Raw genomic sequence first — 21,884 nt, forward strand, 5'->3', positions numbered from 1 at the left:
CCTCATTCCTTGATGCAATCGACGGTGTAGTGCCGTCCATTGCCCTCGTCTTCATGTTGCAAGCCATGCACATCGGCGACAAATCCGGGGAAGCTACTGTCGAACGTACGCGCAAACTTCAGGTAATCGATGATCGAACGGGTCGACTCGGTAAACCGCTCGCCGGGCATGATCAACGGGATCCCCGGCGGGTATGGCACCAGCATCACCGCCGCGATCCGCCCGTCCAGAGCATCGATCGAAACAGCCTCAACCTCCCCGCGTACCAATTGATCATAGGCGTGCGCCGGCTTCATCGCGACTTCCGGCAGTACGGTGTACATGCGCTTGAGGTGTTTGGCCGTGGCGTTGCTGCGATAACAGGCGTGCAATTGATCACACAGGTCACGCAAGCCCATGCCTTGATAACGGGCAATATTGTGTTGCGCCACGCACGGCAGGCAGGTGGCCAGGCTGACGTTGGCGTCGTAACTGCGCTTGAACTCCAGTAACTCGGTGAGCAACGTGCTCCACTTGCCCTTGGTGATGCCCATGGAGAACAGCACCAGGAACGAATACAGCCCGGTCTTTTCCACGACCAGCCCACGTTCCCAGAGGAATTTGCTGACCACCGCCGCCGGAATCCCCCGCGCGCTCAGGGCACCGCCCGCCGTCAGACCCGGCATCACCAGCGTGACCTTGATCGGATCGAGCAGCACGTAGTCGTCGGTCACGCCGCCAAAGCCGTGCCAATCGGCGTCGGGTTGCAGCAACCAGTCTTCGGTGACCACCTGCTCAATACCTTCGGCCGAGGGTGGTTGCCAGATGGAAAACCACCAGTCATCGGCGGCGATATGCTGACGCAGATTGGCCAGGGCCCGGCGAAAACTCAGGGCCTCGTCGAACATTTCCTGCAACAACGAACGCCCGGCCGGCCCTTCCATCATCGCCGACGCCACGTCCAGCGAGGCGATGATGCTGTACTGCGGCGAGGTCGAGATATGCATCATGAATGCTTCGTTGAAACGGTCACGATCCAGTTGCCGCGCCCCGCCGTCCTGAACATGAATCATCGACGCCTGACTGAAGGCTGCCAGCAGTTTGTGCGTGGAGTGCGTAGTGAACACCAGCGGGCTGTCTTCGCTGCGGGAGGTGCCCATACCGTAACGGCCGGCGAAGAACTCGTGAAACGCCGCGTAGGCGTACCAGGCCTCGTCGAAATGCAGCACTTCGACGCTGTTACCCAGGCTCTGCTTGATCAACTCGGCGTTGTAACACAGGCCGTCGTAAGTCGAGTTGGTCACCACCGCCAACTTGACCTTGGGCTCGCGGCCCTGGGTCAGCGGGCTGGCGTCGATCTTGGCCCGGATCGATTCGCGACTGAACTCACTCAACGGAATCGGGCCAATGATCCCCAACTCATTGCGCTCCGGGCACAGGTACAGCGGGATCGCGCCGGTCATGATAATCGCGTGCAGCACCGACTTGTGGCAGTTGCGATCCACCAGCACCAGGTCATCCCGGGCGACCATGGAATGCCAGACGATCTTGTTAGCGGTCGAGGTGCCATTGATCACGAAAAAGGTGTGATCGGCGCCGAAGTTGCGGGCCGCTCGCGCTTCTGCCTCCGCCAGCGGGCCGGTGTGATCGAGCAGCGAACCGAGTTCCGGCACCGACACCGACAAATCCGAGCGCAGGGTGTTTTCCCCGAAAAACTGATGAAACGCCTGCCCCACCGGGCTCTTGTGATATGCCACGCCGCCGCCATGGCCGGGTGTGTGCCAGGAATAGTTGGAGTCGGCGGTGTGCTGCACCAGCGCCTTAAAGAACGGCGGCAACAGACCGTCCAGATATTTGCGTGCCGCGCGGGCGACCTGACGGGCGAGGAAGGGCACGGTGTCTTCGAACAAATAAAGAATGCCGCGCAGCTGATTGAGCTCGGCCATGGCGTCGGCCGGGGCAGTTTCCAGGGTGACCTGCTCGCCCAGGGCAAAGATCGGCAGGTCCGGCGCCCGAACCCGTGCCAGGCGGATCAGCTCGGCCATGTTGTGCAGAAGATGAGCATGGGTGCTGGCGTCTTCGGCGGCAATCAACATGCAAGAGAGGCCGTGATGAGTCGAGGCGACCAGACGCCCTTCGTTGTAATCGACCGCCGAGACGATGCTGAAGCCTTCCTGCTCCAGTTCCCGGGCGATGCCACGCACACGATCACCGGCAACGGTGTCGGCCTTAATGTCGCGGTGGACGATCAGGACCGGGAATTTCAAATCTTTATACATGGGGCTCGGTGTCCTGAAGCGGCAGACCGTGGCCTGCCAATAACCTCAGGGTAGAGGGTTGGAGCGCATGTGGCGAGCGGGATGCCCTGAAGTGGGTCGGCGGGCGCACCAGCATGTGGCCGGCAAGCTCATTGTTCAGACGGTTTACCTGTGGCGAGGGAGCTTGCTCCCGTTGGGCTGCGAAGCGGCCCCCTGCATTCGCTCAGATATACCGCGTTGGCAGGATTTGCGACTGCTGCGCAGCCGAGCGGGAGCAAGCTCCCTCGCCACAAGGGACTCAGGCCTGAGCCTTGGCCTCCGCCAATTGCTGCCACAGCGACGGAGCGCCAGCGGATTTGGCGATGGCTTCCAGACGCGCAATGTGCTGGGCCAGATCTTCTTCACTTGCACGGATGATCCGGATCGGCTGACGATCGGCCGGCAAACGACGGATTTCCGTGGCGGAGTTGTCCGCGCCCTCACCTGAACCATTGCCATCGGACGCATTACCGGCCAGCGACAGGCTGGTCTGGCCGCCGGTCATGGTCAGGTAAACGTCGGCGAGAATCTCGGAGTCGAGCAAGGCGCCGTGAAGTTCACGGCCGGAGTTGTCGACGCCATAGCGCTTGCACAAGGCGTCGAGGCTGTTGCGCTGCCCCGGGTGACGTTCCCGGGCCATCATCAAGGTGTCGAGGATCGAGCAGTGTTGCGTGATGTCCGCACGATCGTGCTGGCCCATCAGGGCGAATTCGTTGTTGATGAAGCCAACGTCGAACGCCGCGTTATGGATGATCAGCTGCGCGCCCTTGATGAACTCGAAGAACTCATCGGCCACTTCAGTGAAACGCGGCTTGCCCACCAGGAATTCGTTAGTGATGCCGTGGACGCCGATAGCGCCTTCGTCACTCTCGCGATCCGGTTGCAGGTAAACGTGGAAATGCCGGCCGGTCAGGCGCCGACCGATCAACTCGACACAACCGATTTCGATAATCCGGTGGCCGTCGGTCACCGGCATGCCGGTGGTTTCGGTATCGAGTACAACGGATCTGGTGGCCATCAGTGCTCAGCTCTCAACGGGTCAATCGTGCAAAAGCGGCGATGTTAACACGCCCGTTGTGTCTTTCAGATACACCGTGTTGCGGCCAATCGCGAGCAGGCTCGCTCCCACTGATCATTCCCACGCAGAGCATGGGAACGATCGGTTTAGGCTTGTTTGTACCCACGCACTTCATCCACGCCACGGTTGGCCAGCTGGTCGGCCCGTTCGTTGCCGTGATGGCCGATGTGCCCGCGCACCCATTTCCAGGTGACGTTGTGGCGGTTGACCTGCTCATCGAGCAGTTTCCACAGATCGGCGTTTTTCACCGGCTCCTTGGCCGCGGTTTTCCAGCCGCGCTTCTTCCAGTTGGCCATCCACTCGTTGATGCCTTTCATCACGTATTGGGAGTCAGTCACCAGCAGCACGTCGCAGGAGCGCTTGAGCTCTTCCAGGCCACGGATCGCGCCCATCAACTCCATGCGGTTGTTGGTGGTGTTGGCTTCGCCGCCCCAGAGTTCTTTTTCAACGCCCTTGCACACCAGCAACGCGCCCCAGCCGCCCGGGCCGGGGTTGCCCTTGCAGGCGCCATCGGTGAAGAGTTCTACGCTATCGCTCATGCCAATCTTTCCAGAAAATGCGGTGGCTCGCCGATCGGTGACCGACGATGCCCGAGGCCGGGGCGGACCCGGCCGGGAAAATAAAATGTGTCTTACGGTTCGAGGTGGCGACGGTTGACCTTGGCCATCGGCAACGGAATCAGCTTGCCCATCGGTTCGCGCCGTTCCTGGCGCACCGGCCGCAGGCCCACCACGATCTTGCGCGCGACCAATAAATAGAAGCCACCACCCGACAACTGCCAGTCACCGGCCTTGCGCTCCCAACCGGCCAGACGGGCCTGCCAGGCGGGCGACGCAAGCGGCGGACGATAGCACCCGAAGCGGCGTTTCTCCAGCGCGAAGCCCAGCAGATTCAGCCAGTCACCCACCCGCGACGGTGAAATGCAACGGGCCTTGCGCAAGGCGTCATGGGCGAACACATGACGCAGGCCCCAACTGCTCCAGGGGTTGATCCCGACAATCAGCAGATGCCCGCCAGGCCGGACACTGCTCGCCGCTTCGCGCAGCAAACCGTGGGGCGACAGGCAGAAATCCAGCCCGTGCTGCAACACCACCACATCGGCGGCGTGCTCGCTCAAAGGCCAGGCCTGCTCTTCGCAGACGATCTCGACCCCCGGCAACGGCGCACCGAGCCGCACATTGCGCTGGACCTGCGGCGCCGACGGTGGCGTCTGCGCCGAGGGGCCGTAATGCACCAGATAGCCGCCGAAGAAGCGCCCCAACTCGTCTTCGAGCATGCGTCGTTCTTCGTCCAGCAGAAATTGCCCGATGGGCCCGGACAGCCATTCACGGGCCGCGCTGATCAATGTCAGCCACTCAGGATCGGCCTGAGCGAACGCTTTATCGGTCATTGCATTCTCCAACGCGCCAGGAAGTTCTAAGATGCGCCAATGTTTTCCGCTTGGCGAATCCGACGATGATACAGATCAGTGCCCTGCCCGCCTTTACCGACAACTACATCTGGTTGTTACAAGACCACAGCACCCAGCGCTGTGCCGTGGTCGATCCGGGCGATGCCGCGCCAGTACAAGCCTGGCTCGCAGCGCACCCGGGTTGGGTGCTAAGCGATATTTTGATCACTCATCACCATCATGACCATGTCGGCGGCGTCGAGCGGCTGAAAAAAGCGACAGACGCGACAGTCTATGGCCCGGCCAGCGAAAGCATCCCGGCGCGGGACGTGGCACTCAAGGACAATGACCGCATCAGCGTGCTGGGCTGGGACTTTGACGTCATCCAGGTGCCGGGCCATACCCTCGGGCACATCGCCTATTATCATCAGGGCCATCTGTTTTGCGGTGACACCCTGTTCGCTGCCGGTTGCGGACGGTTGTTCGAAGGCACGCCCGAGCAAATGCATCACTCGCTGAGCCGCCTCGCGGCGCTGCCCGAAGACACACTGGTCTACTGCACCCACGAGTACACCCTGAGCAATTTGAAGTTCGCCGCAGCAGTCGAACCGAACAACCCCGACACCCTTGAACGACTGGCCAAAGTCACCCGGCAACGCGAAGCCGGAATCATGACGCTGCCTTCAACACTGGCACTGGAAAAGCTCACCAATCCGTTTTTGCGTACCGGCGAAACATCCGTTAAAGAAAAAGTGGACGAACGGAACGGACCCAATAACCGGGCTCCGAGTGCGGTTTTTGCTGCTCTTCGAGCTTGGAAAGATACGTTCTAGGCAGCCTGCTTGGTGATACAAAAATTCTGAATGGTTGACCGCAGGGGGTGCGCTTTCTAGAATCGCCCGACATTTTTGCCCGGAACTTACTTCCAGCCAATGTCGTCACCTATTCGTAAAGCCATCAATTCAGACGCATTGACCCGCTTGGCTCAAGCCATCGCGGTGGCTGTGTCCGCCACTTTGGCGGGCTGTTCCAGCCATGTGCCGCAGACCGAAGCGACACACACTCCGAACATCGCCGCCCGAGCCAAGCAGAAGCCCATCTGGCTCAGCGAAAAACCAACACCGCAAATTCCACAGGACGTCTGGGAGCGCATGCGCCAAGGCTTCCAGTTGCAGGACAACCTGGGCGTCAACCCGCGCATCGAGCAACAGCGCCTGTGGTTCGCCAGTAACCCGTCCTTTCTCGAAAATGCCGGCGAACGCGGCAGCCTCTACATTCACTACATCGTCGAACGCCTTGAAGAACGCAACATGCCGCTGGAACTGGCGCTGTTGCCGGTGATTGAAAGCGCCTACAACCCGATGGCCTATTCCCGGGCCAACGCGGTGGGTCTTTGGCAATTCATCCCTTCCACCGGACGTTACTTCAACCTGCGTCAGACCCGCTTCTACGATGGTCGTCGCGACATCACCGCCTCGACCACCGCGGCCATGGATTACCTGACCCGCCTGCACGACATGTTCAACGGCGACTGGCTGCTGGCCCTGGCGGCCTACAACGCTGGCGAAGGTACGGTCAGCCGGGCCATCGAGCGCAACGAACGACTCGGCCTGCCGACCGACTATTGGAACCTGCCGCTGCCAGCGGAAACCCAGGCCTATGTGCCGAAGCTGCTGGCCCTGTCGCAAGTGGTCCTGGCGCCCGACGCCTATGGCGTGAACCTCAACCCGATCGCCAACGAACCGTACTTCCAGGTCGTCGAAATCAACCAGCGCATGGACCTGTCCAAGGTTGCCGCGGTGGCCAACATCGACGAAGACGAACTGTTCCAGCTCAACCCTGCCTTCAAGCAGCGCACCACCGTCGATGGCCCCCAGCATCTGTTGGTGCCGACGTCCAAGGCACAGCTACTGACCGCCAGCCTGTCGACCATGCGCCCTGACGAGCTGATCAGTCAGCGATCGCTCAAGCCAGTGTTCGAAGGCGCAGACGACAGCGAAATCGCCAGCCTCAAGCGCGCCTATCGAGTCAAACGTGGCGACAATCTGGGCACCATCGCCAAGGCCAACAAGGTCGACGTCAAGGACCTGCAACGCTGGAACAAACTGACCGGAAAGAACCTCAAGGTCGGCCAGACCCTGGTGATGCAGGACACCACCAAGGGCAAATCCGGGCGCGTCAACACCGTGGTCGCGGCGAACAGCAAGACCAACGGCAAGGCAACCAACAAAGCGCAACAGACCCAATACAAGGTCAAGCAAGGCGACTCGCTGTACATGGTCGCCAAACGCTTCAACGTTGAAATGCAGCACCTCAAGCGCTGGAACCCTCGGGTTGGCCAGGCGCTGAAGCCGGGGCAGATGCTGACGGTTGCTTCGCCGAATTAAGCAACACGCCCAGTCGAGGGGCTTTTGTGGCGAGGGAGCTTGCTCTCTCGCCACAGGTTCTGCAATCCGCCGGACCATCACCTGCACAATTAACCACGCATTAACCCCCCGTCTTTTTCCTGTCGATACAAGCTGTTACTGTACGGCCCACAAAGCCCAAGCCGCCTGGATCGGATCTCTGACTTGAAGCGTCCCCTCCTCCTGCTCCTGATCAGCCTGGCCTTGAGCTCCCCCGCAAGCGCGACGATCAGCGAAAGCCATGGTTATGCGCAGTTCGGCACGCTCAAGTACCCGGCCAGATTTACCCACTTCGACTGGGTCAACCCGCAAGCGCCCAAGGGCGGTACGTTGCGGGTGATGGCGTTTGGCACCTTCGATACGCTCAACCCTTACACATTCAAAGGCTCGAGCCCGGTTTCCACCGGCAATTTCCTGCAATACGGCATCAACGAACTCAACGAACCGTTGATGGTCGGCACCGGCCAATACGCACCGTCCGGCGATGAGCCAACCTCCAGTTATGGCCTGATTGCTCAATCGGTGGAATACAGCGAGGATCGCAGCTGGGTGGTGTTCAACCTGCGCCCCGAAGCGCGCTTCCACGATGGCACGCCGATCACCGCTTACGACGTGGCGTTCTCTTACCGTTTGCTGCTCAAGGAAGGTCACCCGCAATACCGCACCAACCTTCAGGAAGTGTCGCGGGTGGATATCCTCAACCCACGGCGCATCCGTTTCGTCTTCAAACGCTCCGGCAACCCCCTGCTGATCCTGCGCCTGGGCGAGTTGCCAGTATTGCCCCAGCATTACTGGGAAGGTCGCGATTTCAAGGCCACTACCTTCGAGCCACCATTGGGCAGCGGGCCGTATCGCATCACCTCGGTAACGCCCGGGCGGCAGATTATCTTCGAACGGGTCAAGGATTACTGGGGCAAGGACCTGCCGGTCAATCGCGGCAAGTACAACGTCGATCGCATGGAAGTCGAGTTCTACCGTGACAGCGACGTGGCCTTTGAAGCGTTCAAGGCCGGTGAGTTCGACATTTACATCGAACACCAGGCGAAGAACTGGGCCAATGGTTACAACTTCCCGGCCGTGCGCCGTGGTGATGTGATCAAGGCGCAAATCCCGCACCAGATCCCGACCCAGAGCCAGGGCCTGTTCATGAACACCCGGCGGTCAACGTTCGCCGAGGCCAAGGTCCGCGAAGCGCTGGGGCTGATGTTCGACTTCGAGTGGACCAACCGCACGCTGTTCAGCGGCGCTTACAAGCGCGCCATGAGCTATTACCCCAACAGCGAGTTCTCCGCCACCGGGCTACCGGTCGGTCATGAGTGGCTGCTGCTCAAGCCCTATCGCGATCAGTTGCCCGCCAAGCTGCTCACCGAGCCGTTCAGCCTCCCGCAGACCGAAGGCCGCGGCATTCCGCGGGAAACCATGCGCAAGGCCCTGGAACTGCTCGCCGAGGCCGGCTGGAAGCTCAGCGGTCAGCGGCTACAGAACACCATCGGCCAACCGTTGCGCTTCGAGATCTTGTTGGTCAATCCGAACCTGGAACGCATTCTTCAGCCTTACGTCGAGAACCTCGCCAGCATCGGCATCGACGCACGGCTGCGCACGGTCGATCGCGCCCAGTACAAACAACGCCTCGATCAGTTCGATTTCGACATGATCCTGATGACCCTCAACCAGACCCTCAGCCCAGGCCTGGAACAATGGCAGTACTTCCACTCCAGCCAGGTCGGGGTCAAGGGCAGCAAGAACTACGCCGGTATCGCCAACCCGGTGGTCGACCATTTGCTCGAACAACTGCTCGCCGCCCAGACCCGCGACGCACAAGTCGCCGCCGGCAAGGCGCTCGACCGGGTGCTGCTGTGGCAGCACTACATCATTCCCAACTGGTACCTCAATTATCACCGCCTGGCCTACCGCAACCGGTTCGCCTTCGTCACCACGCCGCCCTACACCCTGGGCCTGAGCGCGTGGTGGCTGAAATCTTCGGAGAAAGATCGATGAAACCCGTACGCGCCCTGCTCTTGCAGGCCAGCGGTCTGTTGTTCGCCGGGCTGGCCTGCGCCGCCCCGCAACATGCCCTGACCCTGTACAACGAGCCGCCGAAGTACCCGGCCGATTTCAAACATTTCGATTACGTAAACCCCGACGCGCCCAAGGGCGGAATCTTCCGCCAGGCGGGGTTCGGTGGCTTCGACAGCCTCAACCCGTTCATCAACAAAGGCGTGCCGGCCGACGACATCAGCATGATCTACGACACCCTGGCCAAACAGGGTCTGGATGAGCCGTTTACCGAATATGGCCTGATCGCCGGCAAAATCGAAAAAGCCCCGGACAACAGCTGGGTACGCTTCTACCTGCGGCCCGAAGCCCGCTTCCACGACGGCCACCCGGTGCGTGCCGAAGACGTGGTGTTCAGCTTCCAGACCCTGGTCAAGGACGGCGCTCCGCTCTACCGCGTCTATTACAGCGATGTGGAAGAAGTGGTCGCCGAAGACCCGCTCAAAGTGCTGTTCAAGTTCAAGCACAACAACAACCGCGAACTGCCGCTGATCCTCGGACAACTGCCGGTACTGCCCAAACATTGGTGGGCCACCCGCGATTTCAACAAAGGCAATCTGGAACTGCCGCTGGGTAGCGGCCCGTACAAAGTCAGCGAAGTGAAGGCCGGACGTTCGGTGCGCTATGAGCGGGTCAAGGATTACTGGGGCAAGGACCTGCCGGTCAATCGCGGCTTCTACAACTTCGATGTGCTGACCACCGACTACTACCGCGACAACACCGTCGCGCTGGAAGCGCTCAAAGCAGGCCAGTTCGACTACTGGCTGGAATCGGCCGCGAAAAACTGGGCCAAGGCCTACAACATTCCGGCGGTGGCCGAAGGTCGGCTGATCAAGGAAGAAATCCCGAACGGCAACCCCACTGGCATGCAAGGCTTCGTGTTCAACCTGCGCCGCCCGGTGTTTCAGGATGTGCGTGTGCGCCAGGCGCTGACCCTGTTGCTGGACTTCGAATGGACCAACAAGCAACTGTTCAACGGCGCCTACGCGCGCACCCGCAGCTACTTCGAAAACTCGGAAATGGCCGCCACTGGCCTGCCGGACGCCGATCAACTGGCGATCCTCGATCCGTTCCGCGGCAAAATTCCCGAGCAAGTGTTCAGCGAGGCGTTCCAGAACCCGGTGACCGACGCCAGCGGCATGATCCGCACCCAGCAGCGCAAGGCCTATCAACTGCTGCAAGAGGCCGGCTGGCGGATCGTCGACGACAAGATGGTCGACGCCACCGGCAAACCGGTAAGCCTCGAATTCCTGCTGGCCCAGACCGAGTTCGAGCGGATCCTGCTGCCATTCAAGCGCAACCTCAGCGACCTGGGCATCGATCTGGTGATCCGCCGGGTCGACGTCTCGCAATACATCAACCGTGTACGCTCCCGGGACTTCGACATGATCGTCGGCAGCTTCCCGCAGTCCAACTCGCCGGGTAACGAACAGCGTGAGTTCTGGATGACCGACGCCGCCGATAAACCTGGTAGCCGCAACTCCATGGGCCTGAAAGACCCGGTGGTGGACCAACTGGTCGAGCAACTGATCAACGCCGATTCGCGCCAAAGCCTGGTGGCCCATGCCCGGGCGCTGGACCGGGTGCTGCAATGGGGGTATTACGTGATCCCCAACTGGCACATCAAGACCTGGCGCGTGGCGTACTGGAACCACATTGGCCATCCGAAGGTTTCGCCCAAATATGACATCGGCATCAATACCTGGTGGGTCAAGCCCGACGCGACATTGCCGATAGAAGTCGAAACCAAACTGCAAGCCGACCCTGCGGGCACGGAGTAATCAGATGCTGGCGTATATTTTTCGGCGACTGCTGCTGATCATCCCGACCCTGCTCGGCATTTTGCTGATCAACTTCGTGATCATCCAGGCTGCCCCCGGCGGGCCGGTGGAACAGATGATCGCCAAGCTCGAAGGCTTCGAAGGCGCCACCAGCCGCATCGCCGGCGGCGGTGCCGAAGTGTCGGTGGCAGGCTCGGCCTATCGTGGGGCGCAAGGCCTGGACCCGGCGCTGGTCAAGGAAATCGAGCACATGTACGGCTTCGACAAATCGGCGCCGGAACGTTTGTGGATCATGATCAAGAACTACGCCACCCTGGATTTCGGCGACAGCTTCTTCCGCGATGCCAAGGTCATCGACCTGATCAAGGAAAAAATGCCGGTGTCGATTTCCCTGGGGCTGTGGAGCACGCTGATCATGTACCTGGTGTCGATCCCGCTGGGGATCGCCAAGGCGACGCGACACGGCAGCCACTTCGATGTCTGGACCAGTTCGGCAATCATCGTCGGCTACGCGATCCCGGCATTCCTGTTCGCCATCCTGCTGATTGTGGTGTTCGCCGGCGGCAGCTATTTCGACTGGTTCCCGCTACGGGGCCTGACCTCGAACAACTTCGACGAGCTGAGCACCAGCGGCAAGATCCTCGATTATTTCTGGCACCTGGCACTGCCGGTGACCGCATTGGTGATCGGCAACTTCGCGACCATGACGCTGCTGACCAAGAACAGCTTCCTCGATGAAATCAACAAGCAATACGTGGTCACCGCCAAGGCCAAGGGCCTGACCCGCCATCGCGTGCTGTACGGCCATGTGTTTCGCAACGCCATGCTGCTGGTGATCGCCGGTTTCCCTTCGGCGTTCATCGGGATTTTTTTCACCGGCTCGTTGCTGGTGGAAGTGATTTTCTCCCTCGACGGCCTCGGTTTGATGAGTTTTGAAGCAGCGATCAACCGCGACTACCCGGTGGTTTTCGGCACACTGTTCATCTTCACCCTGCTGGGGCTAGTGGTGAAATTGATCGGTGACCTCACGTACACTTTTGTCGATCCGCGCATCGACTTCGAAAGCCGGGAGCATTGAGATGAACCTGTCCCCTCTCAATCGCCGACGTTTCGAACTGTTCAAGGCCAACAAGCGTGGCTGGTGGTCGCTGTGGCTGTTCCTGATTCTGTTCGGCGCAAGCCTGGGCGCCGAACTGATCGCCAACGACAAACCGCTGGTGGTGCACTACGACAACGGCTGGTATTTCCCGGCACTCAAGCGCTACCCGGAAACCGCGTTCGGCGGCGAATTCCCGCTGGAGGCCAACTACAAGAGCCCTTACATCCGCGAACTGCTCAAGGCCAAGGACGCCTGGGTTTTATGGGCGCCGATCCCCTACAGCTACCAGAGCATCAACTACGACCTGAAAGTCCCGGCTCCCGCGCCGCCCTCGGCCGATAACCTGCTGGGCACCGACGATCAGGGCCGCGATGTGCTGGCCCGGGTGATTTACGGCTTCCGGATTTCGGTGCTGTTCGCTTTGACGCTGACCATTCTCAGCTCGATCATCGGCGTGATCGCCGGGGCGTTGCAGGGTTTTTATGGTGGCTGGGTCGATCTGGCCGGGCAGCGTTTTCTGGAGATCTGGTCCGGGTTGCCGGTGCTGTACCTGTTGATCATTCTGGCCAGTTTCGTGCAGCCGAATTTCTGGTGGCTGCTGGGGATCATGCTGCTGTTTTCGTGGATGAGCCTGGTGGATGTGGTGCGTGCCGAGTTCCTGCGCGGTCGGAATCTGGAATACGTGCGCGCGGCCCGGGCGCTGGGCATGCAGAATGGTGCGATCATGTTCCGCCACATCCTGCCCAACGCCATGGTCTCGACCATGACCTTCATGCCGTTCATCCTGACCGGCGCCATCGGCACCTTGACCGCCCTGGATTTCCTCGGCTTCGGCCTGCCGCCGGGCGCACCGTCCCTGGGTGAGCTGGTGGCTCAGGGCAAATCCAACTTGCAAGCGCCGTGGCTGGGTATGAGTGCGTTTGCGGTGCTGGCGCTGATGTTGAGTTTGCTGGTGTTCATCGGCGAGTCCGCTCGCGATGCCTTCGACCCGAGGAAGTGAAATGAATCAGGACAATCTGATCGAAGTGCGCGACCTGGCCGTCGAATTTGTCGTCGGTGAACGCGTGCAGCGGGTGGTCGAGGGCGTCAGCTTCGACATCAAGCGCGGCGAAACCCTGGCGCTGGTGGGGGAAAGCGGCTCCGGCAAATCGGTGACCGCCCACTCCATCCTGCGGCTGCTACCCTACCCACTGGCCCGGCACCCGTCCGGAACCATCACTTATTCCGACCGGAATCTGCTGGACCTGAAAGAGAAAACCATCCGCCACATCCGCGGCAACCGGATCGCGATGATCTTCCAGGAGCCGATGACCTCGCTCAATCCGTTGCATTCGATCGAAAAGCAGATCAACGAAATCCTGGGCATCCACAAAGGCCTGACCGGCAAAGTCGCGACCAAACGCACGTTGGAATTGTTGGAAATGGTCGGCATCCCCGAACCGCAGAAGCGTCTCAAGGCCCTGCCCCACGAGTTGTCCGGCGGCCAGCGCCAGCGGGTGATGATCGCGATGGCCCTGGCCAATGAGCCGGAATTGTTGATCGCCGATGAACCGACTACGGCGCTGGACGTGACCGTTCAACTGAAAATCCTCGAACTGCTCAAGGAATTGCAGGCCCGTCTGGGCATGGCGTTGTTACTGATCAGTCACGATTTGAACCTTGTGCGAAGAATTGCGCATCGGGTATGTGTCATGCAGCGCGGTTGTATCGTCGAACAGGCATCGTGCGAAGAATTGTTCCGCGCGCCGCAGCATCCGTACACGCGGGAACTGCTGGCAGCGGAGCCCAGCGGCAAGCCGGCGACCAATGAGATTGGCCCGCCGCTGCTGCAGGTCGAGGACCTGAAAGTCTGGTTCCCGATCAAGAAAGGCTTTCTGAAAAAGACCGTGGACCATATCAAAGCGGTCGACGGGATCAATTTCAGCCTGCCCCAGGGCCAGACCCTGGGGATTGTGGGAGAAAGCGGTTCCGGCAAGTCGACGCTCGGCCTGGCGATTTTGCGGCTGATCGGTAGCAAAGGCGCCATCCGTTTTGAAGGCAAGCAGCTAGACTGCCTGACGCAGCAACAGATTCGGCCGCTGCGGCGGGAGATGCAGGTGGTGTTCCAGGACCCCTTCGGCAGCCTGAGCCCACGGATGTGCGTGAGCCAGATCGTCGGTGAAGGCCTGCGAATCCACAAGATGGGCACCGAGGCAGAACAGGAACAAGCGATTATTGCGGCACTCAAGGAGGTAGGTCTGGACCCGGAAACCCGGCACCGCTACCCCCACGAATTTTCCGGTGGGCAACGGCAGAGAATCGCCATTGCCCGGGCATTAGTGCTAAAACCGGCGTTGATTTTGCTGGACGAGCCGACTTCGGCCCTCGACCGCACCGTGCAACGCCAAGTGGTGGAGCTGCTACGTTCACTGCAAACCAAGTACAACCTGACGTATTTGTTTATCAGCCATGACCTGGCTGTCGTCAAAGCGCTGAGCCACCAGCTGATGGTGGTCAAGCATGGCCAAGTGGTCGAACAGGGAGACGCGCAAAGTATCTTTGCCGCCCCCCAACATCCGTATACACAGCAGTTGCTGGAAGCCGCTTTTCTGGCACCAGCCACTGCGCAATAAACCTGAAAAGAGGAGCAACACATGGGTTTTCTCGCCGGTAAGCGCGTACTGATCGTCGGTGTCGCCAGCAAGCTGTCCATCGCATCCGGCATCGCTGCCGCCATGCATCGCGAGGGCGCTGAGCTTGCCTTCACTTATCAGAACGACAAACTCAAGGGTCGTGTCGAAGAATTCGCACAAGGCTGGGGCTCGAGCCCTGAGCTGTGCTTTCCGTGCGACGTGGCCAGCGATGAAGAAATCGCCAAGGTCTTCGAAGCACTGAGCAAGAAGTGGGACGGCCTGGACTGCATCGTGCACTCCGTCGGCTTCGCCCCGGGCGACCAACTGGACGGCGACTTCACCGAAGCCACCACCCGTGAAGGTTTCCGCATTGCTCACGACATCAGCGCCTACAGCTTCGTGGCCCTGGCCAAGGCTGGCCGCGAAATGATGAAGGGCCGCAATGGCAGCCTGCTGACCCTGTCGTACCTGGGCGCCGAGCGCACCATGCCGAACTACAACGTGATGGGCATGGCCAAGGCTTCCCTGGAAGCTGGCGTGCGTTATCTGGCCGGCTCCCTGGGCCCGGACGGCACCCGCGTGAACTGCGTATCGGCTGGCCCGATCCGCACCCTCGCTGCTTCCGGCATCAAGAACTTCCGCAAAATGCTGGCCGCCAACGAAGCGCAAACCCCGCTGCGTCGTAACGTCACCATCGACGAAGTCGGCAACGCCGGCGCCTTCCTGTGCTCGGACCTGGCGTCTGGCATCAGCGGCGAAATCATGTACGTAGACGGCGGCTTCAACACCACCGCCATGGGCAACATCGAAGAGTGATCTTCGGTTAGCCATTAAAAACCCGCCTCTTCACAGGCGGGTTTTTTATGCCTGCAATCTTGCAGCGCACTCGATCAACTGTGGGGCTTGCCCGCGATGGCGGAGTATCAGGCACATCAATGTTGGATGTGATGACCTCATCGCGGGCAAGCCCGCTCCCACAGTAATCCGCGCCGGACACTGACTTTGTGTTCACTACTCCCACAGGGGTTAGCGTTTAGTCGTCGATTTGTGTCAAACACCGCGCAAACAACTGCTGGATCGGTAGTGTGCGCTGGCTATAACGCTGCAACAGCACGATCTCCCGGTAGAACGTCAGCTCACCCAACGGGATGATCCGCACCTTCGCCCCATGCTCAAGCCACAGCCCCGCCTCGGGCAATAGTGAAACACCCAGTCCGCATTCGACCATTTTGACGATAGCCTCCAGCTCATCCAGCTCCAGAGCCACCTGCACATCGATCTGCTGCTCGCGTAAAAAGCGAGTCACCAGGCGCCCACCGAAAGAATTGCGGTCGTAGCGTACGTGGGGATGCTCGGCGAGCAACTGCAGCGGGTCGTCGCCCTCAAGATCTGCCGGCACGATCAGCACAAACGGCTCCCGGCGGATGACTTGCACCGACAATTCCTTGGGTAGTTCAAACGGCGGCCTGATCAGAATCGCCAGGTCCACTTCGCCGGTGTCCACCTGACTCAACAGATTCAGGGATACCCCCGGCACCAGCTTCGCCTCCAGCAATGGCGCCTGTTGCCTGAGGCGCAACAGCGCGCGCGGCAACAAGCCGGTCTGCACGGTAGCCACCGCGCCGATTTTCAGTTCGCCACGAAACTCGGCGACGCTATCACTGACGGCCATGCGGCTGAAGGTCTCAAGAATTTCCCGAGCCATCGGCAACGCCCGCTGCCCCGCTGCGTTGAGAATCGCCTGACGTCCGGTGCGATCGAACAGGCGTATGCCCAACGCCTGTTCGAGGTTGCGGATCTGCGCGCTGACCGCCGACTGGGTCAGGCCGATGTGCATACCTGCCGCAGCAAACGTGCCATAACGCGTCACGGCAATGAAGGTTTTCAGTTCCCGCAGCATGCGGCGGCTCTCCAATTGATCGAAATAATTTGAGCTCGCTGCAAAAACTATCGTCTTTCAATCAAAAAGCACAGGACTAAACTCGATCTCAACTCTCAACTCTCAACTCTCAACTCTCGACTCTCACTCCCAACCTATCGAGGCACGTCCGATGCAACTGTCCCCTTTTCACTTGGCTATCCCGGTTTACGACTTGGCCGCTGCCCGGCGCTTCTACGGCGAAGTGTTCGGCCTGGAAGAAGGTCGCTCCAGCGATCACTGGGTCGATTTCAACTTTTTCGGTCATCAACTGGTGATTCATCTGGCACCGAAAAACGCTTCTCAGGAAGCCGCCCATACCAACGCCGTGGATGGCCACGACGTACCGGTGCCGCATTTCGGTGTGGTATTGGGGATGGAGGAATGGGAAAACCTGGCGGCGCGCTTGAAAGCCCTTGGTACGCACTTCGTGATCGAGCCGGGCATCCGCTTTCAGGGACTGGTGGGCGAACAAGCCACGATGTTTCTCTTCGACCCCTGCGGCAACGCCCTGGAATTCAAGGCGTTCAAGAACATCGACCAGTTGTTCGCCAAATGATCGGCCCAACCCTTGACGCCACCGCCCTCAGTGAAGCGGTGGTCCATGGCGGTACAACCGCTGCCGCCATCGCCGAAGCCTTTCTTGAACGCATTCAGGCGCAGGAGCCGGATATCCAGGCCTTCGTTTCGTTCGACGCCCGGCAGGTTCTCGCCGATGCGGAGAAAAACAATGGCCGAGGCCTGTTGGCCGGCGTACCCGTGGGCATCAAGGACATCTTCGACACCGCTGCCTATCCGACGCAATTCTATTCACCGATTTATACCGGCCATCAACCGTCCCGGGACGCCCACGTAGTGACGCTGCTGCGCCAGGCCGGCGCGCTGATCATGGGCAAGACCCACACCACCGAGTTTGCGTACATGCACACCGGCCCGACTCGCAACCCCCACGACTTCGCCCGCACACCGGGCAGCTCCAGCGCGGGTTCGGCAGCCGGGATGGCGGCAGGTTTCTTTGCCTTGGCGCTGGGCACCCAGACCGCTGGCTCGTTGCTCAAGCCGGCGTCCTACTGCGGCCTCTTCGCCTTCAAGCCGTCGCTGGGGCTGGTGTCGCTGGAAGGCGTAAAGCCACTGGCGCCCAGCTTCGACACCGTGGGTTGGTATGGACGATCAGTGCGCGATCTGCACCTCGTGGCGCGAGTATTGATTCCTGGCTTCGTAACACCTGACGTCGAGCGGCGTCCGCTGCAATTGGGTTTCTGCCGCACCTCGCGCTGGGATCAGGTGGAGCCCGAGGTGGCCCGCGCTCTGGAGCAGGCAGTGGATCAGTTGCGCAGCGCCGGCCATCACGTCAGCGAAGTGCGGCTTCCGAATGAGTTCGCCGGTGTGTTCGACGATCATCAGTTGATCAACGATTGCGAAGGTGCGCGCTCGCTGGCGAAGGAGTTTCAACAACACCGGGCACAATTGAGCCCTTCGACACTGGCCATGTTCGAGCGAGCGGCGGCCACAACATGGGAACAGGAGTCCGCTGCCAAGGCACGCCTGGCTAATCTTGCCCCACGCTTGAATGAGCTGTGCCAACCCTTCGACGCCATGCTCGGCGCCACTTGCGGGATGGTCGCGCCGATGGGCCTGGAAAGCACCGGACCGTCAGACTTCATCAAATTCTGGGGGGCGTTCGGCTGGCCGCAGGTGAATATCCCGTTGCCCCGCGCCGAAGCGCAACTACCGATCGGACTGCAGATAATCGGGCGGTTCAGGCACGACGGCTCGTTATTGCGAGCAGCGTCCCGGATTGCAGCGGGCTTGCAGGGCAGCCCTCAAACCCCGACCTGGCCTTGATGGCGAAGCTCATCGAGCGCCAGCATCAGGCTTTCGACTGTTTTGTGAAGATCGGGATTGAATTCGATTTGAGCGACACTGAAACGAATGTCATAGCCACGATGCACCGTGGCATTGCGTTCATCGAGTATTTCCTCGAGCCGCGCCCTGATCTCAGCAATGTCCACCGCGTTGGCGCCGGTCAATAAGGCGGCAAACTCATCGCTGCCCAGCCGGCCGATCACGTCGCTTTCACGAAAAGCGATGCGCAGCACATCGGCGAAGGTTTTCAGGGCATCGTCGCCCTCGGCTCGACCGTACAGCTGGTTGATGCGCTTGAAGTGATCAAGGTCGAAAAACAGCAGGGTCGCGGGTTTGCCCAACTGCTGACAGGCCTCCAGCCCCAACCGGGCCAAGGCCTCGAAGCCATGACGATTGGAGAGTAGCGTCAGCTCATCCATGCTCGCCATCTGCACGCCCATCAGTTCTTGCTCGGCCTTGCGCGCCCTGTCGCGCAGTACATCGCGATCTGCGCTGTCGAGGACGTTCGGCGTGCGCATGTCTGCGCCAGCGCCGGGTTTGAGCGGTTTGCCTGGGGTTAACATCACTCACTCCTTGATGGATATGAACGTTAGAGTCGCTCACACCCGGTATGACTCCCTATAAATGCGCCGCTGGTCAGCTACCTGCCACCGGACACGGTCCTCCAGCATCGGCCCAGCGTTTGAACTGGGTGACGAAGATATCGTGGGGCACCGGCACCGGCGCCCGCCCCTCACCTGGATTCCAGCCCCAAAGCACCAGCTTATCGTCGCTGACGTGCTTGATCAGCGCCGCAAAATCACGATCGCCATTGCTGGAACGGTCCTTGATCATCGCGCACAACTTGTCGGCTGGCAGACCGATCCAGGCCATTTTGTGCGCGGCCGGCGGCAGGCTCCAATGCGGTGCTCCGGGCGGCGCGTTGGGGCCATAACTGGCCGGCGGATTGCGTTCGGCATGGCAACTGGCACACGGCAAACCGGCAGCGCCCTTGCCGTCCAGGCCACGAACCACATTCATTGCGTGAGCAATACCGGCGTCGAACTGCAACGGCGAATCGCCGGGGATATGACAGTTCTGACAACGCGGGCTCTGGAACACCTTCTGCACCGTGTCGAACGCCTTCACCGCCTCTTTATCATCAGCGAACAGGTCCGAGGCATAGCCACCCAGGCCAATCAGCATCACCGCGCCAAGAAACGCATGTCGTCTCATCTCACACCCCCGACAGTTGCAACGGCAATTCCCGCAGACGCTGCCCGGTCAGGGCAAACACCGCGTTCGCCACTGCCGGCGCCACCGGAGGCACACCGACCTCGCCAATGCCACCAGGCTTGTCGCTGCTGGGGACGATATGCACCTCGACCACGGGCATTTCGTTCAGGCGCAGGACCTGATAGTCGTGATAATTGGACTGCTCAACCTGGCCGTTTTTGAATGTCAGTTTGCTGTGCAAGGTAAATCCAAGACCGAAGGTGATGCCCGATTCCATCTGCGCGGCGATGCCCTGCGGGTTCACCGCAATGCCGCAATCCACCGCACACACCACCCGGTGCACGCGAATCCCCAGGTTCTCCTGCGACACCTCGGCCACCTGGGCGACATAACTGCCGAAGGACTCGTGCACCGCCACGCCCAATGCATGACCGTCCGGCAATGGTGCTTTCCAGTTGGCTTTCTCTACTGCCAGATTCAGCACGCCCAGATGCCGTGGATGTGCCTTGAGCAAGGCGCGTCGGTACTCCACCGGGTCCTTGCCGGCCGCGTCTGCCAGTTCATCGACCAACGACTCCATGACGAATGCCGTATGCGTGTGCCCCACCGAGCGCAACCACAGCACGCTAATGCCGGTTTGCGGTGAATGCAGTTCGACCTGATGATTGGCCAGCCCCTCAAGATAAGGGCTGTCGGCCACGCCTTCGACGGAGGTTTTGTCGATGCCATCCTTGACCATGGTTGCCGCGAACGACGTGCCGGTCAGGATCGACTGCCCGACCAGCACATGCTTCCAGGCCATTGGCATGCCGTCGGCACCCAGCCCGATGCGCGCCTGATGCAAGAATGCCGAGCGGTAGTAACCACCGCGAATGTCATCTTCTCGGGCCCAGACGGTTTTCACCGGCCCGCCCGCTGCCTTGGCGACGTACACGGCTTCGCTGACAAAATCCGAGGTCGGATTGGCTCGACGCCCGAAGCCGCCGCCGAGGAATTGGGTGTGGATCTCGACCTGTTCGGGTTTGAGCCCGGTGATCTTCCCCGCGATCATCTGATCCAGCGTCTGAAACTGTGTGCCGGTCCAGATTTCGCATTTGTCCTTGGAGATTTTCACCGTGCAATTGAGCGGTTCCATCGGCGCGTGAGCCAGGTAAGGCACGTTGTATTCGGCCTCAATCGTCTTCGCCGCTTTGCCCAGCGTCGCTGCCGTATCTCCGGCCTGACTGGCGGAAGTGCCGGGGGTGGCGGCGAGCTTACGGAAGCTCTCCAGCAGCTGTTGACTGTCGAGCCCGGCGTTCGGCCCCAGGTCCCATTCGACCTTCAGTACATCGCGCCCCAGCTTCGCCGCCCAATAATGATCGGCAATCACCGCGACCCCCGTGGGCACCTGCACCACTTTGTGCACGCCCGGCACCGCCAGCGCCTCGGCGCCTTCGAAGGATTTGACGCTGCCGCCGAACACCGGTGGGCGAGCGACCATCGCCGTCATCAGCCCATCGAACTGCACGTCCATGCCGAACTTGGCCTGCCCGGTGATTTTCTCCGGGGTGTCGAGACGCTTGGTGGGTTTGCCGATGACCTTCCAGTCCTGGGCTTCCTTGAACTTGATCGAGGCCGGATCCGGCACCGGCAGCTTGGCGGCGTCATCCGCCAGTTCGCCATAAGTGGCGCGTTTGTCGCCGGCAATGACCACGCCCGATTCGGTGCGAATCTGCGAAGGCGCCATGTCGAATCGCTTGGCCGCCGCCTCAATCAGCATCAAGCGCGCCGCCGCTCCGGCCTGGCGATAGCGGTCAAACTCCATCCAGGTCGACGTCGAACCGCCGGTGATCTGCATCCCGCCAAACCCCGGCAGGCCATAATCGGCCGCCGAAGCCGGCCCATGTTCGACGCGGATTTTCGACCAGTCGGCGTCCAGCTCTTCGGCGATCAACATGGTCAGGCCGGTCCAGATGCCTTGGCCCATTTCCGAATGGCCGAGCAGCACGGTGATGCTGTTGTCGTTGCCAATGCGTAAAAAGGCATTGGGGGCGAAGACGTTTCCTTGATTCTCGGCGCCGACGGAAAAACGATTGGCACCCGGGATGACAAACGCCACCACCAGACCGCCACCCAACACCGCACTGCCCTTGAGAAAACCGCGACGCGAGACAGGGTTGATTCTGTTCATGGGTCAACTCCCTTCGACG

General features: G+C 60.6%; 18 protein-coding genes. 10 read left to right on the top strand and 8 right to left on the bottom strand.

What is annotated here, in order from left to right; translation table 11 throughout:
• Positions 1-2 precede the first annotated feature (2 nt).
• From PSH88_RS16430 to PSH88_RS16445, 4 genes are all read right to left on the bottom strand, one after another.
• Positions 3-2,258, bottom strand: coding sequence for an Orn/Lys/Arg family decarboxylase (locus PSH88_RS16430; RefSeq protein ID WP_305421550.1), 2,256 nt, complete (start codon positions 2,256-2,258; stop codon positions 3-5).
• 277 nt (positions 2,259-2,535) lie between these two features.
• Positions 2,536-3,294 carry a DNA polymerase III subunit epsilon gene (gene dnaQ, locus PSH88_RS16435; RefSeq protein ID WP_192343676.1) on the bottom strand — a complete coding sequence of 253 codons (759 nt, stop codon included), beginning with the start codon at positions 3,292-3,294 and terminating at the stop codon, positions 2,536-2,538.
• A gap of 146 nt (positions 3,295-3,440) precedes the next feature.
• Entirely contained in the window at positions 3,441-3,893 is a 453-nt protein-coding gene (gene rnhA / locus PSH88_RS16440) for a ribonuclease HI (protein WP_003180633.1), read from the bottom strand.
• Positions 3,894-3,985: 92 nt separating this feature from the next.
• Positions 3,986-4,744 carry a methyltransferase domain-containing protein gene (locus PSH88_RS16445; RefSeq protein ID WP_052964263.1) on the bottom strand — a complete coding sequence of 253 codons (759 nt, stop codon included), beginning with the start codon at positions 4,742-4,744 and terminating at the stop codon, positions 3,986-3,988.
• Between the two features lie 65 nt (positions 4,745-4,809).
• Here PSH88_RS16445 and gloB point away from each other — a divergent pair, with 65 nt between their 5' ends.
• The 8 genes from gloB to fabI all read left to right on the top strand — a co-directional run bounded on the left by gloB (position 4,810) and on the right by fabI (position 15,512).
• Positions 4,810-5,577: a hydroxyacylglutathione hydrolase gene (gene gloB / locus PSH88_RS16450; protein ID WP_305421551.1), complete on the top strand. Its 768-nt coding sequence runs from the start codon at positions 4,810-4,812 to the stop codon at positions 5,575-5,577.
• Positions 5,578-5,676: 99 nt separating this feature from the next.
• Positions 5,677-7,131, top strand: a complete 1,455-nt coding sequence (locus PSH88_RS16455) for a transglycosylase SLT domain-containing protein (RefSeq protein WP_305421552.1) — start codon at positions 5,677-5,679, stop codon at positions 7,129-7,131.
• Positions 7,132-7,314: 183 nt separating this feature from the next.
• A complete protein-coding gene (locus PSH88_RS16460; RefSeq protein WP_305421553.1) occupies positions 7,315-9,147 on the top strand; it encodes an extracellular solute-binding protein in 1,833 nt (610 codons plus the stop codon).
• Positions 9,144-10,985, top strand: a complete 1,842-nt coding sequence (locus tag PSH88_RS16465; RefSeq protein WP_305421554.1) for an extracellular solute-binding protein — start codon at positions 9,144-9,146, stop codon at positions 10,983-10,985. The genes PSH88_RS16460 and PSH88_RS16465 overlap by 4 nt, the downstream gene beginning before the upstream one ends.
• Positions 10,986-10,989: 4 nt before the next feature.
• Positions 10,990-12,063 carry a microcin C ABC transporter permease YejB gene (locus tag PSH88_RS16470; RefSeq protein WP_048394544.1) on the top strand — a complete coding sequence of 358 codons (1,074 nt, stop codon included), beginning with the start codon at positions 10,990-10,992 and terminating at the stop codon, positions 12,061-12,063.
• Position 12,064: 1 nt separating this feature from the next.
• A complete protein-coding gene (locus tag PSH88_RS16475) occupies positions 12,065-13,084 on the top strand; it encodes an ABC transporter permease (protein ID WP_305421555.1) in 1,020 nt (339 codons plus the stop codon).
• Position 13,085: 1 nt separating this feature from the next.
• A complete protein-coding gene (locus PSH88_RS16480) occupies positions 13,086-14,696 on the top strand; it encodes an ABC transporter ATP-binding protein (protein ID WP_305421556.1) in 1,611 nt (536 codons plus the stop codon).
• 21 nt (positions 14,697-14,717) lie between these two features.
• A complete protein-coding gene (gene fabI / locus PSH88_RS16485) occupies positions 14,718-15,512 on the top strand; it encodes an enoyl-ACP reductase FabI (RefSeq protein WP_007906751.1) in 795 nt (264 codons plus the stop codon).
• Between the two features lie 217 nt (positions 15,513-15,729).
• Here fabI and PSH88_RS16490 read toward each other — a convergent pair whose 3' ends face one another.
• Positions 15,730-16,596: a LysR family transcriptional regulator gene (locus PSH88_RS16490; protein WP_305421557.1), complete on the bottom strand. Its 867-nt coding sequence runs from the start codon at positions 16,594-16,596 to the stop codon at positions 15,730-15,732.
• Positions 16,597-16,747: 151 nt separating this feature from the next.
• Here PSH88_RS16490 and PSH88_RS16495 point away from each other — a divergent pair, with 151 nt between their 5' ends.
• Positions 16,748-17,173 carry a VOC family protein gene (locus tag PSH88_RS16495; protein ID WP_305421558.1) on the top strand — a complete coding sequence of 142 codons (426 nt, stop codon included), beginning with the start codon at positions 16,748-16,750 and terminating at the stop codon, positions 17,171-17,173.
• A complete protein-coding gene (locus PSH88_RS16500) occupies positions 17,170-18,459 on the top strand; it encodes an amidase (RefSeq protein ID WP_305421559.1) in 1,290 nt (429 codons plus the stop codon). Before PSH88_RS16495 ends, PSH88_RS16500 begins: the two co-directional genes overlap by 4 nt.
• Here PSH88_RS16500 and PSH88_RS16505 read toward each other — a convergent pair.
• The 3 genes from PSH88_RS16505 to PSH88_RS16515 all read right to left on the bottom strand — a co-directional run bounded on the left by PSH88_RS16505 (position 18,438) and on the right by PSH88_RS16515 (position 21,865).
• Positions 18,438-19,043, bottom strand: coding sequence for a GGDEF domain-containing protein (locus PSH88_RS16505; RefSeq protein ID WP_305421560.1), 606 nt, complete (start codon positions 19,041-19,043; stop codon positions 18,438-18,440). The two genes, PSH88_RS16500 and PSH88_RS16505, sit on opposite strands and share 22 nt — an antisense overlap.
• A gap of 73 nt (positions 19,044-19,116) precedes the next feature.
• Positions 19,117-19,695: a hypothetical protein gene (locus tag PSH88_RS16510; protein ID WP_305421561.1), complete on the bottom strand. Its 579-nt coding sequence runs from the start codon at positions 19,693-19,695 to the stop codon at positions 19,117-19,119.
• A gap of 1 nt (position 19,696) precedes the next feature.
• On the bottom strand, positions 19,697-21,865 hold the full coding sequence (locus PSH88_RS16515) for a xanthine dehydrogenase family protein molybdopterin-binding subunit (protein WP_305421562.1): 2,169 nt from the start codon (positions 21,863-21,865) through the stop codon (positions 19,697-19,699).
• Positions 21,866-21,884: the final 19 nt, after the last annotated feature.

Source organism: Pseudomonas wuhanensis (assembly GCF_030687395.1).
GTDB classification, from domain to species: Bacteria; Pseudomonadota; Gammaproteobacteria; order Pseudomonadales; family Pseudomonadaceae; genus Aquipseudomonas; species Aquipseudomonas wuhanensis.